Below are 16,083 nucleotides of genomic sequence, written 5' to 3' on the forward strand. Positions count from 1 at the left end.
ATTAAACTTTAACAGTTTTGCGATTAATACCGTAATCTCGTAGTTTATTTGCCACTGCAGTGTGGCTAAGCCCTAAACGCTTAGCTAATTGTCTTGAGCTTGGGTAAGCCGGATACAATTTACGTAGCAAGGTTGCTTCAAAACGTTTTACCGCTTGATCTAACGACCCTTCAAAATCTGACTCTAAATAGCCTAAATCGTGGGTAAAAGTAGGCAATTGCAAATGCTCTACACGTAGCTCGCTATCATCAAGTAACGACACCGCCCGATAAATTGCATTTTCTAGCTGGCGCACATTACCTGGCCACGGGTATTCTTGTAAAAAGCTTAAGCACTCTTGTGATAAAAGCGGAATTGCATGGCCGTTTTGCTGCGCGTACTTTTGAATAAAGTGCTCGGCTAATGGGCCCACATCAGCTTTACGGTCTCTCAGTGGTGCAATCTCTAATGTGAGTACATTAATTCGATAGTATAAGTCTTCTCTAAATACGCCCTCTTGCACCATTGCGGGTAAATCTTTTTGTGTGGCTGCAATAATACGCACGTTAACTTTTACTTCGTTTTCGTCGCCCACTTTTCTAAATGTGCCGTCTTGTAAAAAGCGCAGCAGCTTTGTTTGTAGCTGTGTAGACATTTCGCCAACTTCATCTAAAAACACAGTACCGCCATCGGCTTGCTCTAGTACCCCGCGTTTAGGTGCGGTGTTTTCTTCATATCCGGCGTAACCAAATAATTCAGATTCAGCCACATCATCGGGCAAAGATGCGCACGAAAGTGCAATGAACGGCTTAACCGAACGATTAGAGGCATAGTGGCACGCACGAGCAAGGAGCTCTTTACCTGTGCCAGTTTCTCCGGTTATTAAAATGGGGGCTTCTAGCTGCGACATTTTGCGTGCTTCGCGCACTACACGGCGCATAGCAGTACTAAAGTTGTGAATAGTTGCAAAGCTTTCTTGCCCGTAACGCCTAAAGGCACTGACCTGCTGACCAAGGCGGCTTTGCGATTTTATATTTATAACCGCACCAGCTAACACGTCACCTTCACCACCTTGCGGGACGGCAATCGGTAAAATATCGGCAATAAAGTCTTCACCAGCAACATCTACCCGGGTTGTTTGTCCAAGTACTTCTTTGCCTTCTAACCAACGCGTAAAGTTAAACCCTTTTAGTAGGTTATTAATATTGGCCCCTACCACTTCTTTTTCGCTCAACTGTAGGTCTTTACAGGCAGCGTCGTTACACAAACGTACCCACCCTTTTGCGTCAATCGAGATAACACCATCGGGAAGTGCACGCAACAGTGTATTTAATTCGTTATGCTCTCGCTCAGAGGGTAAAAAGGCGGTTGTGCGAACATCATGTACGCCATCAATCAAACGAATAGAAGGCATAATTTTTTGAAATTGCTCAAATTCAATTTCAGGAAAGCTTACATACATACGGCAATTTACCGAATCAACCTCAATCCCTTTTAAGTCAACATCGTAGTTTACTAAAATATTTAGGATCTCTTGGGCAATACCTACACGGTCGGCACAATGAATATCTAGACGCATACATCCTCGAATAAGGAAAAACTATATTAGCCGAATAATACGCTAACTCCGTTATTCAATACAGTAAATTGTAAACAAATTTGGACAAACCACCGCCTTTATCGCTGTAAACTCACGCCTGTAAACATCAAACTGTAATAACGTGCAGCTTAAAACTAAAAAACGCAGCGTGTAAGCTGCGTTTTAAAAGGGGTCGTGCATATATGCTATTAATTTTGCGGGTATGGGGTCCAGTCTCCGCCATCTAATTGAATATAAGGGCGCTTATTAACATACATCATTATTGTATCGGCGTTTTCGGCTACTTTAGGTGCACGAGGCAGCGTATCAACTAGGTCGGCAATATTGCCATTACCTGCAAAAAAGTTTGTGCTAAGCACGCCACTAATTAGTTCCGATAAACCAAAGTAGCTTGTTGATTCGCTTACAAGCATTTGTGAATAGCTTTGTACATTTTTACCAATAAACTTAATCGCCACCGGAACAGATACAATACTTGGGCTTGGAATCTCACGAAGCCCAGCAAATTGCACTTTATCGCCTTTTAATGCTGCGCCGTGTTCAGGTACTATCATCAGCATGACATTACGACCACGTTTTTCTAGGTTTTTAATAAACCCGTTAATATCGTTAAATAATTTTTTATGTCTAATTGGGTAACTTTCAAGGCTACTCATGCGGGCTTGATTCGCTAGTTGATTGCCATCATGCAAACTGGTGGTGTTGTAATACATAGCACATGGCGCGCAGTCTTCACCTTTTTCATTTAACCATGAGTTTAGTACTGCCCCGTCTGAATAAATAGGCTTGTTGTCAAACCCATATTGAGCAACAGGTAAGTTAGTTATATCGTAAGGCTGCTCATCTATTTTACCAAACTTTTTCACCAAACCTTTAAACTCATCAAAGTGGCCGTCGTGGTTCATTACCACATTGCTTTTGTAGCCTAAGTTTTCTAAATTTTTAAACAAGTGACACTGCTCTGGCGCATTTTCAAATAAGGCAGTTTGGCTTGTTTGACCACAGCTTGCTCGTAGAAGGCGAATTGCAGCAGGTCCAGAGTAAGAAGTAGCCGAATTAAAATCAGAAAACACCACATCAAAATCGCTATATAAATCATCAAGGCTTACGCCAATGGCCTCTAGATCAGCCACGGCCATCGAGCAAATATTTAGTACTATGACATCAAATAACTCGCCATTATATTGCTGAGGGAATTGGCTTGCTAGCAAACTTTGCTGCTGATAAAACTCTTTTAATTGCTGATCAGGCGATTTTGCTTCTTGCGTTACCACTTGTGCTTGTGCACGAGGCGCCGCTGTTTGAACATTATTAGCCGCCACTGGCTGTGAAATTAAATTATCCACGTTGTTTGTGCCCTGCCAAGCTACAAACATAAGCCCAACAACTGTTACGGTGGTAAAGCGTATCCACTGTGAGCAATACCAAAAGCACACAGTAATAACAAACAGTGCTAATAACATATCAACATTAATAACCCGCGCCATGAGCTCTAAAAAGTAGCCAAAGCTAAAGTCTTGCACGTTACCAGCTTGGCGTGTTAAACGGTCTATAGGAGGCAACCACGAATCTTTATAAAGTAAAACAATGGCCATTACCGCGCCTAACCAATGTTTGGCTTTATTTAGTAAAGGGTGCGTGTAAGAAATAGCAAAAAAAGCAGCCAGCGCAGCATTTGCTAATAAGCCAAAGTCGATTGCACCATAATAAAAAAGTGCAAACTTAACTAAAAAATAGAGGTTCCACACCCCTAAGCCTGATAATTTCACTATTTACCCTTCTTTATTCTATTTGGTTTGTAAGGTTCGAGTACTTCATGTTTAAACGTAAGCTGAGCATAGTATTTTTTTATTTTTTTCAGTATCAACGACCCCGACATACATAAAAATACGCCAACTAGCATCGCTAAAATTGCTGTAATCAATAATTGATTGATACTCATACGTTACTCTTTATGGCCATTTTAAACGGCACAGCATCTGCGCGCTCGTTTTTAGTAAACTCTGGTGTTTCTAAATCAGCTGCAACATTTGGATCTATTTTTTGCGAAAATTTATAGCTTTCATTCTCTTTTAATTGGGCAGAGTAATCGGTTATATCTTGGCCCGCATAATAACTCCTAAGCTGTTTACATTCTTGCTGAATATAAAAATGATCGGAAATAATATTTTGCTGTGCAAAAAAATCGTTTGTTTCTAATTTAAACAAGTGCTTTATCGCATTGTTAACATCATTTTCGCGACACGCATGTAAATACAAATACACGGTGTTTTCTACCAAACTGAATACGTCACCTTCTCGCTTTATATGAAATAAATGCAAAGGGTGGATTGGGTCAATCCGAGGCAAAAGCTCTAATTTAACCAACACCCCGCTTACCCCTAAATTTACAGCTGAGTCGCTGTGAACTTCTACCTGTTTGGTAAATTCTATAAAAGGCAGGTAACCTTTAGAAAAGGTATTTTCGGTAAATTGAAGTACATGTTCAATAGAAGGCGGTAACGGTCTTGAAAATTGAAACCCTTGAATTGACTGCACCTGTGAGAGCAACCTAGAAGGCTCTGAAAAACTATACAAAATTAGATTAACACCTAAGGTCAAAAATAAGCATTCATCTTGATGGCGGATCACCCCATCAACGTTCTGAATCACTAATTTAAGCCAGCGACCACAGTTTTTTCTCAGCTCAAAACATTGCTTGGCAAGCAGGGCTAAATCGGTATAGCGCGAAACTGCAAATACCAATGTTGCCGCCTCTAATTTAGGGCCTTTAGAAAAAAGCGCATTGTTGTCTTTTATTATTTTATATTTTGCAGGAAGCTTGGTCCCTTCAGGAATAGCTCCTTGTACAATCCAAACGTCGTCTTCATCTGCAAATACACCCGATGTTGAGGTTTGTTGTTCCGTAATACTATTTTGCTGCACTTTAAAGCAGCCATTTTCAATCATTAATGGATACTGTACAGAGGCGATGATACCTGTACTGTGATGCCAATAATCGTACTCTAGTACGCGCACTGTTGAATCATTTTCAACATATACCAACCCGTCGAGGTCCGAATTTAACCGCCTTAATAAAAAGCGATAGTTAGTCACCTCAGGGCCAGAAACTAAAAATAAAACGGTCGCTCCTGATTGTGTACTAAATTTTTTATAGGTCTGAACACTTTGCATCAGTTGCTTTTGATCCAATGAGGCTAAATCAGTCGTACTAAAGTGAACAATGACTAATGCGTTATTTAGCTGTTTATAAGCATTTAGCTCTTTTAGGGTGTTGTTAATTATTTGTTGCTTTGGCCAGTCACGCGTATCTGCCGAAAACCTAAACGGATGCACTTTGTGTTGGTCAAATGCATGATTTAATGCATCGCTAAAAGGGCCTTCAAAAAATGTTTCTATTTGAGAAGAAACAATATAAATATCAGAGGTTGAGGGTTTATTAATTGCATGTAATGCCAGTTCAGTAGCAAAATTGTCTAAAGGGGCTAAAATTGCATATAACGATGCAGGTTTTAGCTCTGCAGCAGAGGGCTGCAAGCCTGAAATGTTAAAGTTTTGCACTGAATTTAGCCTATAAAAAATACTTTTTTACTAGTTTTACCCGCTATTCTATATATAATAGACAAATATTGTCCACTTTAAATAAAAATAATAAACTTCACTATAAAGGCAACAATGCGTAATTTAACGACAAAAAGCTCTGAAACCTTAACATCAAATGACATTGAGAACCTTGCACGGCGTTTTGGCGGCAAAAGTGAAGATTACGTTGAAATTGTTAATAAACAAAAAAATAAACAAACAATAGAAAAATACGCATTACTGAACGAAATACACCGTGCAGTAAATGCGTAAGTAGTAATTGAAACGACAGGTAAACAACCCCTTGCAAAGAATTTTTCTAAAAGGCATTAAAGGCGGCACTGGCGCTACTTCTATGGTTGCCAACTTAGCCTGCGTATTAAAAAAGTCGGGCTCTGACGTTATTGCTATAGATTTAGATTCTAAAAGCGATTTGGGCCTGCACTTTGGCCTGCCTTGGCAGTACAACCACGGCTGGAGTAACGAGCAGGACTTTGAACAAGCCCTTGAGCACTTTCATCAAGATAGTGATGGCATAGTGTTTTTACCTTTTGGCGATAAAAGTGTTAGTACCGCCGCGTTATTCGATTTTATAAACAATTGCAATAAACTGGATTATAACAATAATGCTTGGCTTCTTTTTGATTGCCCTGCACATATTGATATCACCCACTATCCGCTCGATAAAAACGACATAGTGATTGAAATAGTTAATTGTGATGCTATTTGCCATAGCTTAATTTATAAAAAACTACAAACGTTAAAACACACTGACAACCAGTGGAAACACTTCTTTTTAGTCAATCGTTATAACTCTGCATCAACACTTGAGTTTGACCTGTTTTCTTTATGGCAATCTACCTTGCCGCTTATGGCGCCCTTTTTTATAAATAGTGATGAAGTAATTAAAGAGTCTACAGCCTATAGAAATGTAGCGCTTAATTGTGCGCCTTACAGTGTTGCTAACGATGACTTTGAAACACTTGCCGGCTGGCTTGTAAGTAAATCGGCCCTGTAGTTATGAGCTTTTCTTTATTTTATAAGCGCCCAATACACAGTACTTTGTATTTACTGTTAAGCATTATTTTTACTGAAAAACTTGTACGTTATATTTTATTTAAGTTTCATAGTTATTTTAACCAGCACAAAGTAAACGTAATAGAAGCCTTTTTAATGCCTTTTATTACGCTGATTAGTTCATTGTTTATCAATATAAAAGACCACAAAATTAACTTTGAACTTATTTTATATGATTACTACCCGCATCTTCGCTTGCCGTACCGCACGTTTATTTATTCAAATATTTTGCGCTTTATCATTCAAAGCGTTTATTTGTTATTTTTTAAATACAAACCTAAAAATAACTCTGTAAGGGAGCGGCTATCAAATCAGTTTTATAATGGGGTAAGTTATTCACTTAAACAGTTGCGTTGGTTTGACTTAAAGCTAGGTAGATTACTAAAGCGTTTGTTATCAAAAAACGTTAAGGGTTCTAAAAAAAGTGCTTTTAAAACCATGGCTGACGCTAAGATTTGGCAAAATAAACTAATAAAATATGTGGTTGTAGCCTTTATATTGTTTTTACTGGCTATTTTTATAACCATTCCGTTTAGCCTAGAAGCACAAGCCGTGTTTATTAGTTTTATTTTGATAGTGGCATACGGGCTTAAGCGCGTTAAAGGACAAATGGCCACCATTGTAATGATCACCCTATCGGTAACCACTTCATCACGTTATTTATGGTGGCGCTACACAGAAACCCTCAATTGGGATGACCCTGTTGCGCTTACATTAGGCGCAGGCTTGCTGCTGGCAGAAACCTATGCGTGGCTAGTGCTCATTTTAGGCTTTTTTCAAACTATAAACCCCCTTGAGCGTAAACCTGTTCCGTTGCCAGAAAACACCGACTTATGGCCAACAGTTGATGTATACATTCCTACTTATAATGAACCATTAAGCGTTGTACAGCCTACCACACTTGCGGCGATGAGCATTGATTGGCCTGCTGATAAGCTCAACGTGTATATTCTTGATGATGGCAAACGCCCTGAGTTTAAAGAATTTGCTCAAAAAGTGGGGGTGGGTTATTTAACGCGGCCCGATAATAACCACGCTAAAGCCGGTAATATGAATAGTGCCATGCGCTACACTAACGGCGACTACATTGCTATTTTTGACTGCGACCACGTACCTGCCCGCTCATTTTTACAAATGACCATGGGGCAATTTTTAAAAGACAGCAAAGTATGTTTAGTGCAAACACCGCATCACTTTTTCTCAGCAGACCCGTTTGAACGTAATTTAAATAACCACAGCCAAATCCCTAATGAAAACATGCTTTTTTATGGCTTGATCCAAGATGGTAATGACATGTGGGACGCCACCTTCTTTTGTGGCTCATGCGCTGTTTTAAAACGTGAAGCACTCGACAATATTGGTGGCTTTGCATTTGAAACGGTAACCGAAGATGCCCACACTGCACTGCGTATGCAACGTGCCGGTTATAAAACCGCTTATATAAATATCCCACAAGCTGCAGGCCTTGCCACCGATAGCCTCTCTGCACATATTGGCCAGCGTATTCGTTGGGCTCGGGGTATGGCGCAAATATTTAGGCTCGATAACCCAATTTTAGGTAAAGGGCTCGATATACCACAGCGCCTGTGCTACTTAAACGCCATGCTGCACTTTTTATCGGGCATTCCGCGTATTGTATTTTTAACCGCGCCACTGGCGCTCATATACTTTAATGCTTACATTATTTATGCGCCGTTTTTAGCTATTTTTATTTATGTAGTGCCTACACTCATACAAATAAAAGCGACCAACTCACGAATTCAGGGTAAATATCGCTACTCTTTTTGGGGTGAAGTGTATGAGTCTGTTCTTGCGTGGTACATATTAAAGCCGACAACCGTTGCGCTAATAAACCCTAATAAGGGTAAGTTTAACGTAACAGAAAAAGGCGGCTTAAATGATAAAGAACATTACGATTGGGGTATATCTAAACCCTACTTGGTACTTTTACTCATAAACTTAGTTGGCATGCTTGTAGGTGTTTTACGCTTAGGCTTTGGCGATCCGAGCCAAGTGGGCGTTTTGTTAATCAGCATGGGCTGGGCAATTTATAATATTATTATTTTAGGCGCTGCGGTAGCCGTTGCTGCAGAAGCTAGGCAAGTAAGGCAGTCTCACCGTATTAAGGCAAACTTTCCGGCTGGCGTGCGCTTAGCAAATGGGCATACGTTAAAAGTTAAAATTACCGATTACTCTGATAATGGGGTGGGTATTGAAACAGAGCACGCTCATTTATGCCGAGTAAACGACAAAATAGAGCTATTAATGAGCCGCGGTAATAAACAGTTTTCGTTTACAACGTATGTATGTAACACCCGAAACAAACAAATAGGCTTAACGTTAAAAGATCTCTCGCTCGAAAAGCAAAAAGCATTTATACAGTGCACCTTTTCAAGAGCGGATGCGTGGCTTGACTGGCAAAATAATTTTCGTCATGACCGCCCTTCAAATAGCTTTAAAGAAGTACAAAAAACAAGTTTAAGAGGATTTAGCAATTTATTGTTTCATGCTCCTAAGCCATTACAACCCTTTGTAAAACTAATGACAAAAATTGTTGTATATATAAACTCTTTCACCCCTAAAAAACCAATAGTGCATTATAATTATGATTAAAAATTTGCTTAATACATTTCTAATACTGTTTTTAACATGCAGTGCTTACAAAGCATGTGCTATTGAGCCAATGCACGATAAATCTGTGTTTATAAACGGCTACCCAGAAAGCGCCAACGTGTCTAGTTTAAGATTAGACTTTGCTGCTTTAGGCTTTGATGGCTACAAGCTTGATGGCATAAACAACAACTCAAGAGTGGATTTTACCAACCGCATTGATAAATTAAGCACCGATTTACAGCTTAATTTTTCGTACACAAACTCGCCATCATTGATTGCTAACGTGTCGCATTTAAAAGTGTATTTTAATGAAAACTTAGTCACTGTACTGCCCATAAATGAGCAACTAAGTGTGGTTAAAAATACCGTTAACCATAGCCTAAAACTCAATGCTAAGTATGTACAAGACTACAACCAAGTACGGTTTGAGCTTGTTGGTTATTATGATTTACGTTGCCAAGATTACTTTAGTCGCTCTATTTGGACCGAAATTAATAAATCGAGCAATATCACGCTCAATCAAAAGCAACTGGCAATAGATAGCCGTTTAGAATATTTACCAGAGCCTTTTTTTGATGCCAAAGATTACAATAAGTTAAGCTTACCGTTTGTGTTTGCAAAAACACCTAACACCAAAACGGTTGAAGCGGCTGCGACTCTTTCAAGCTGGTTTGGCGCGCAAGCTGACTGGCGTGGTGCTGATTTTCCGGTGGTGATTAACAAATCATTAGATACGCACAGCGTGGTTTTTATTACCAACGATTCAAAGCCTGACTTTTTAAAAGACTATCCCGATGTGGAAAAGCCAACCGTTGAGATTATTTCAAACCCACTACATAGATACAGCAAAATGTTGCTTATTTTAGGGCGTGATGAAGACGATTTAAAAACCGCCGTCACGGGATTGGCCTTTGGCCATAAAGTCATGACCGGCAGAACAGCTAGCATAGAAGCAATTAACCAACTACCGCTTCGCAAGGCGTACGATGCCCCGCGCTGGTTACGCGCTGATAGAGCAGTACACTTTGACGAATTAATTGATTTTGACAATCAGCTACAAGCACAAGGGTTAAATAACGGACCCGTAAAATTAAACGTGCGTTTTGCACCAGATTTATTTACTTGGCGTGAAAAAGGCATCCCCATTACATTGCAATATCGCAGCACACCCGAGAGCGAGTCTTTGGATTCTCGGTTAAATATGTTGATTAATCAAAAGTTTATTAGTGGATATTTGTTAGATAACGACGATTCTACACTCAATACTACAAAAACATTATTGCCACTTATTGCCAATACCGATACTACACAAAACGCAGAAAACTTTTCACTGAATGGCATAAACTTAGCCACTCGGAACGAGCTAAACTTTGATTTTAGATTTGGTGTGCTGAAAAAAGGTGAGTGTGCAATAGCACCACCTGGTGGTGAGTTTGGTGTTATTGATGGTAATTCTAATATTGATGTAAGTGGTTTTGATCATTACATTGCCCTGCCAGATTTGAATGTATTTGCGAACAGTGGCTTCCCGTACACCAAATATGCCGATTTACAGCAAACACTTGTACTAATTGACCAGCAGCCTTCTGCAAAAGCGTTAACTTTGCTGTTTAATCTTACCGGTCATTTTGGCGCAATAACGGGGTATCCAACCCACAGAATGACAGTGGCCCATTTAAATGAAAATGTTGATTTAGACGACAAAGATATTTTAGTTGTTGCAAAGCCTGGCAGCACAGCTCAGCAACTAGATGAAGATGCGCATACAAACGTACTTTTAACGAATAACCAACGTGAAATAAAGCAAGCAATTTACAACGGTGCATACGATGAGCAAGCTACAGATAAAATACAAGTAAGTGTAAAAAGTAGCGGAGATATGGCGGTAATTACAGCTTATCAATCTCCTTTTGATTCTGAACGCTCTGTTGTATCACTTAATGCCACCACTGAAAAAGCATTTGGCTTAATTGATAAAACCCTTATGGACTCGCAAACATTAAGCCAATTAAAAGGCAGTGCTGCGGTTATAAACTCACAAGGCGTTAAAACAATAAAAACCGAAGAGCAATACTTTGTCGGTCATATTCCTGTACATACGCTGGTGTGGTTTCATTTATCTGACCATCCATTTATTTTAGCCCTGCTTTCTATATTAACGCTGTTACTAATTTCATTTATTTTATGGCGATTACTACAAGCACTCACCCATAAGCGTTTAGCTGAAGGAGATGAATAATGACATTACTTAACCGAGCATTATTAGTAGCCGCTTTTTTAAGTTTTTCTGTGTCAGCGCAAACGCAGCAGTGCGAGCCTTGGCAGGGGTGGCAAGTATTTAAAAATCACTTTATTAGTGATGAAGGCCGCGTAATAGACCTAGGCTCAAAGCAAAATATTACCACCTCAGAGGGGCAATCATACGCACTATTTTTTGCGCTAGTAGCAAACGATAAAGCCGCGTTTGATACCATTTTAGATTGGACGCAAGACCATCTCTCTGAAGGCGATTTAAGTACACGTTTGCCTGCTTGGCAATGGGGTGAAACAGGCAATGATACCTATGGGATTATAGACTCAAACCCAGCATCAGATTCTGATTTATGGATAGCATATAGTTTATCGCAAGCAGCTATTTTATGGGATGACCGCCGCTATAGTATTTTAGCTGCTGTATTAGCGCAGCGTATTATGCGAGAAGAAACCGCCTATATTTCAGGATTAGGGCTTACTTTATTACCCGCCCCTGCTGGGTTTGAATTTGAAAATAACACCTATAAACTCAACCCTAGTTATTCACCGTTATTTATTTATCAGCAATTTAGCAAATTATACCCGCACTCACCTTGGCAGCAATTACATGAAGCGTCTGCAAAGCTTATTTTGGATACCGCTAAAAACGGAGTGAGCCCTGATTGGGTGATGTATAGCCCAGCAAAAGGTTTTTATTATGATAAAAAAGCAACCGATTTAGGCAGCTTTAACGCCATTAGGGTTTACTTATGGGCTAGCATGATGGCGAACGATGCGCCTTACAAAGCACAACTAAGCGAGCAGTTTACCCCTTTTGTAGAGGCTATAAACAGCCGTGGCTACGTTCCTTTAAATACCTATGCTCGCTCTGGCAAAACCCAAAAGCGTGGCCCATTAGGCTTTAATGCTGCCCTACTGCCCATGCTAAAAGAAAAAGGCGATGATTCTTTGGTTATGGCCATTCAACAAAAGTTAATGGTCGATAAGTCATTCACACAAACACGCTATTACGACAGTGTATTAAACCTGTTTGGTAGTAGCGCGCTTAATAAGCGCTTTTTAATAACAGCAGACGGGGCGCTCAAGCCAAGGTGGAGCACTGAATGTCGTTAAAATGGGCTGTTGTTTGTACGTTAGCAGTCAGCGCAAGTGTGCATGCTAAAACAAATAATGACATTGATACACACTCTGTTGAGTGGCTTTTAAGCCAAATCAATATTGGTGAAGTGCAAGAAAATAAAGATTTAATTGCCGATAGCTTACAAAAGTTATTGGCCATTGCCCCTAATCGAATAGAAAGCCAGTGTGCGCTTGCTCGTTTTGAGTTTGCCAATGGTAAGGCTATACAAGCAAATCAAATTTTAAGAAAAATTGACGGTAACAACACACGTACCCACCCTTGTGTAGAACAGTTACGATTAATTGCTAGATTAGAAAACGAAGACAAAGCAGATATACAACAAGCTAAATTACTTGCCCGTGCGGGACGTTACGAACAAGCGCGATTAATTTACAGCAGGCTTTTTAAAAACACCTATCCAAGCTTAGCGTTTGAGCTTGAGCATTTAAGTTGGTATGCACAAGAGCAAAGCCAATGGCAAAATGTAAAAAAAGGCTACGAAAGGCTACTACGCAGTTACGAGAACATCGGCGCGGTAGATATTGCATATGCGCGCCACTTACTCAGAAATAACCCCACTGATAGCACCGCGCTAACTATTTTAAGTAAATATGGTGCCACCTCTCGCTACAGTAATGAAGTAGAAGCAATCTGGTTAGGTGCTTTATCTAACATGCAATTAAATAGCGCTACAGAAAAGCAATTTCAGCGCTACTTTAGCGTGTATCCGTTTAGCAGCAAAGGCGAATTACAGTATCAAGATTTCAAAAAAGATTTAAAAGCGCGACAAAAATTATTAGCTAACCCGGCCTACCAACTATGGCTTAAAGGTGAGGCGTTACTTGAAAAAAACAAGCTCGTTGCCGCAGAGCCGCTTTTACTAAAAGCGCTCAAAGGGCGCCCTAACGATGGCGCAATTATGCGCAGCCTTGGCACCCTTTATTTGCGTATGGGTAAAAATCAAACGTCTTATAATTATTTTACTAAGGCGTATTCGCATACCGCCGACTTTGCCGAGCGAGAAACGCTAAAAGACTTAGCCACCACGGCAAAGTTTTGGCTTTACATACGCCAAGCTAAAGAAGCCATTAATAATAGCCAGTTTAAAACGGCGTTGCTTAAATTAAATTTAGCCGACACACTTGAGCAAGACCCTGCTAGCGTTTTGTATAACCGCGGATTGTTACAATTTGCTCAAGGTAATTATTCACAAGCGGCCGCTATTTATCAAACCGTGTTAAAAAATGATCCGCTTAATAATGGCGCTCTAACAGGGTTATTAGAAATTGTTGAATTGGATAACAATGAGCAGTCGTTAATCAAGTTTTATAATGCTTTATCTCAGTCTCAAAAAGCACAACTTAAACCTGTGTATGCGGCAACGTTAAGTAGCCAGCTTCGCGAAAAAGCACGCCAATATAGTGATGCAGGCGATACAGAGCTTGCTGAGCAAACCTTAAAAGAGGCTATTGAACTGGCCCCTGAGCAGCCTTGGCTTTATTACGATTTAGCGTTTATTTATCAACAAAACGGGTTAACTAAAAAGGCAAAAACGTTATTTAATAATGTGCTTTGGCAGTTTCCGCTCAATCCACAGTTACGTTATAGCCATGCTTTATTTTTACGCTCAATTGATGATTATCAAGGCGCTTTAAACACCTTAGAGTATGTGCCGGTTAATGATCGAAATGACGACATAATTTCTCTTGAGCAACAGCTTAGGCTCAACGAGTCTCTTCGACAAAGCGAGCGACACTTAAATACCAAAAATAGAACCACTGCTATTTTTCATTTAAGTAATTTAGAAGCGCAAAATTTAACTCCTGTAATGAAAGCCGAGCTATCGCGTAGCTGGTATCAAATAGATGAGAAAAAACACGCTCTAAAGTTAATTAATAACGCATTAAATACTGAGCCTACTTTATCACCTTATTGGCATATGCTTTACGCGCAGTGGCTATTAGAACAAAACGAGCGCCCTGCTGTAGAGCAATGGTTTTCTCATTACAGCTTGCCTAATAATGCAAGTGCTGGCGAAGTAGAACAGTACGTCAATTTATACACCACGTATATTAATCAGTATTACGAAGGTGGCGAATTATTAGCAAAGCTTAACCAGCTTGATCAAAAGTACCAAAGTACACCCGCCATCACCACGGCATTAATAAATGCTAATTTAGCTCTGGGGCAACAAGAGTCAGCAATTATTGTTTATCAGCAAAAACTGAAAAACAATCAGCCAATTGAACCTCAAGCAATGCTTGCAATAGCAAAAGCTTACAGAGAATTAGGTAACGACTTTCAGGCAAAAGAAGTTACTGAGCGCGCAATAACGCAAACAGATGATCAGCAAGCCTACTTACAACGCCAAATAATGGCCTCGTTAAATGACTTTAATTACGCAGGTGATGCTTTAGTTTTAGCCAATCAATTAATTGCTAAATCACCCAATGATAAAGAGCTTAGTTATTTTGGCGCTGAAGTTGCTCGAAATTTTAATGAACAAGACCAAGCTAAGCAATGGTATTTAAAAACGCTATCAAGCGAGCAACGCCTAAACGATGAATCGTTTTATAAACAAATTGCTAACATAGATGAAAATGATGCGTGGTATATTAATGGCGCTAAACGCGAGCTTATTAATGAGCAAAGCAAAAACCAAGCATACATTGCTATTGGGGTAAACTTTAGTGGCCAAACAAGCACCGAAAGCGAGGCGACTCTTGGCGCAGGCTTAGTACCTATTGAAGCCTACTTTCCACTTTGGCAAGGCCAAGGGTTTATTAAAATAGACCCAACCACTATTAGCGCACAAACAACTCGCTTTGATGAGCAATTTGCTGGTAGCCGCTACGGCCAAGGTGCACTTTGTATATTTACCTGTGCTATTGAGGAAGTAAGCCCTGAGCAAGATGGGGTCGACATAGGTATTGGATGGCAAAATGAAAATTGGCGTGTTGATGTAGGCACGACCCCACTTGGCTTTTTAATTGAAGACATAGTATGGGGTGTAAATTACGCCAACAGTATTGGCGATTTTGGTTATAGCCTAGAGCTCGAAAAACGCCCTGTAACAAGCTCCGTGCTCTCTTATGCTGGGCTTGAAGATGTAAATACCGGTGAAATTTGGGGCGGCGTGCGCTCAACAGGCCTAACTGCCAACCTATCTCATGACTTAGGTGGCGATTGGGGCTTTTGGTCAAGCGCCGACTTTACGCTCTATAAAGGGCAAAATGTTAAAGATAACCAACGCTATAGAGTAATGGGCGGGTCTTATTATCGCGTTATTAGTAATCAAGAGCGTGAGTTTACCGTCGGCGCAAGTCTATTACATTGGGCATACCAGTATAATTTAAGTGAAGAAACATGGGGCCACGGCGGTTACTATAGCCCACAAAACTACGTTGGGTTGTCGGTGCCTTTAAGCTACGATGCGCGCTGGGGCGATGATTTTGTTTATCGCTTAAAAACGGGGATTTCGTATTCGCAAACAAAAACCCAAGCCATTGATTTTTATCCTAACGACACTGACTTGCAGCTACAAGCCTACGATAGAGAATCGATTACCGGGGTGGACCCTGTATTTGAGAGTGATGATAGCTCTGGCGTGTCATACAATCTTGAAGGAAGCTTTGAGTACCGTATAACGCCGCATTGGTTTTTTGGTGGTTATTTAGCCATCGATCGTGCTGACTTTTACGAACCAAACTTTGGCCAGCTCTATATTCGCTATTACTTCAACCCTGTGTACGGGACGTTAGAGTTTCCTGGTACCCCAATTATTCCCTATGCAGACTTTTAACGCAGTGCAAGGTGATATATCGCGAATGCTTCCCCTCGCACTAAGGTATATGTATAC

General features: G+C 40.2%; 9 protein-coding genes. 6 read left to right on the plus strand and 3 right to left on the minus strand.

Annotated elements, in window-relative coordinates; translation table 11 throughout:
* Window position 1: 1 nt before the first annotated feature.
* The 3 genes from tyrR to bcsE all read right to left on the minus strand — a co-directional run bounded on the left by tyrR (window position 2) and on the right by bcsE (window position 5,140).
* On the minus strand, window positions 2-1,558 hold the full coding sequence (tyrR, locus tag MTN96_RS10620; protein WP_096041380.1) for a transcriptional regulator TyrR: 1,557 nt from the start codon (window positions 1,556-1,558) through the stop codon (window positions 2-4).
* Window positions 1,559-1,767: 209 nt separating this feature from the next.
* Window positions 1,768-3,348, minus strand: a complete 1,581-nt coding sequence (bcsG, locus tag MTN96_RS10625; RefSeq protein ID WP_121637781.1) for a cellulose biosynthesis protein BcsG — start codon at window positions 3,346-3,348, stop codon at window positions 1,768-1,770.
* A gap of 169 nt (window positions 3,349-3,517) precedes the next feature.
* Complete coding sequence (gene bcsE / locus MTN96_RS10630) at window positions 3,518-5,140, minus strand: cellulose biosynthesis protein BcsE (protein ID WP_121637782.1); 1,623 nt, start codon at window positions 5,138-5,140, stop codon at window positions 3,518-3,520.
* Window positions 5,141-5,254: 114 nt separating this feature from the next.
* Here bcsE and bcsR point away from each other — a divergent pair, with 114 nt between their 5' ends.
* From bcsR to MTN96_RS10660, 6 genes are read left to right on the plus strand one after another with little or no spacing between them, the layout of a single operon-like run.
* Window positions 5,255-5,434: a BcsR/BcsP family cellulose biosynthesis protein gene (gene bcsR, locus MTN96_RS10635; protein ID WP_004588341.1), complete on the plus strand. Its 180-nt coding sequence runs from the start codon at window positions 5,255-5,257 to the stop codon at window positions 5,432-5,434.
* A 31-nt stretch (window positions 5,435-5,465) separates the two neighbouring features.
* The gene (bcsQ, locus tag MTN96_RS10640; RefSeq protein WP_004588340.1) at window positions 5,466-6,179 is read left to right on the plus strand and encodes a cellulose biosynthesis protein BcsQ; all 714 of its coding nucleotides are present in this window, start codon (window positions 5,466-5,468) and stop codon (window positions 6,177-6,179) included.
* Between the two features lie 2 nt (window positions 6,180-6,181).
* The gene (bcsA, locus tag MTN96_RS10645) at window positions 6,182-8,851 is read left to right on the plus strand and encodes a UDP-forming cellulose synthase catalytic subunit (RefSeq protein ID WP_248531535.1); all 2,670 of its coding nucleotides are present in this window, start codon (window positions 6,182-6,184) and stop codon (window positions 8,849-8,851) included.
* On the plus strand, window positions 8,844-11,090 hold the full coding sequence (gene bcsB / locus MTN96_RS10650; RefSeq protein WP_248531537.1) for a cellulose biosynthesis cyclic di-GMP-binding regulatory protein BcsB: 2,247 nt from the start codon (window positions 8,844-8,846) through the stop codon (window positions 11,088-11,090). Before bcsA ends, bcsB begins: the two co-directional genes overlap by 8 nt.
* On the plus strand, window positions 11,090-12,217 hold the full coding sequence (gene bcsZ / locus MTN96_RS10655) for a cellulose synthase complex periplasmic endoglucanase BcsZ (RefSeq protein ID WP_248531538.1): 1,128 nt from the start codon (window positions 11,090-11,092) through the stop codon (window positions 12,215-12,217). Before bcsB ends, bcsZ begins: the two co-directional genes overlap by 1 nt.
* Window positions 12,208-16,026 carry a cellulose synthase subunit BcsC-related outer membrane protein gene (locus tag MTN96_RS10660; protein WP_248531544.1) on the plus strand — a complete coding sequence of 1,273 codons (3,819 nt, stop codon included), beginning with the start codon at window positions 12,208-12,210 and terminating at the stop codon, window positions 16,024-16,026. The genes bcsZ and MTN96_RS10660 overlap by 10 nt, the downstream gene beginning before the upstream one ends.
* Window positions 16,027-16,083 lie beyond the last annotated feature (57 nt).

This window comes from Pseudoalteromonas sp. 2CM28B (assembly GCF_023161935.1).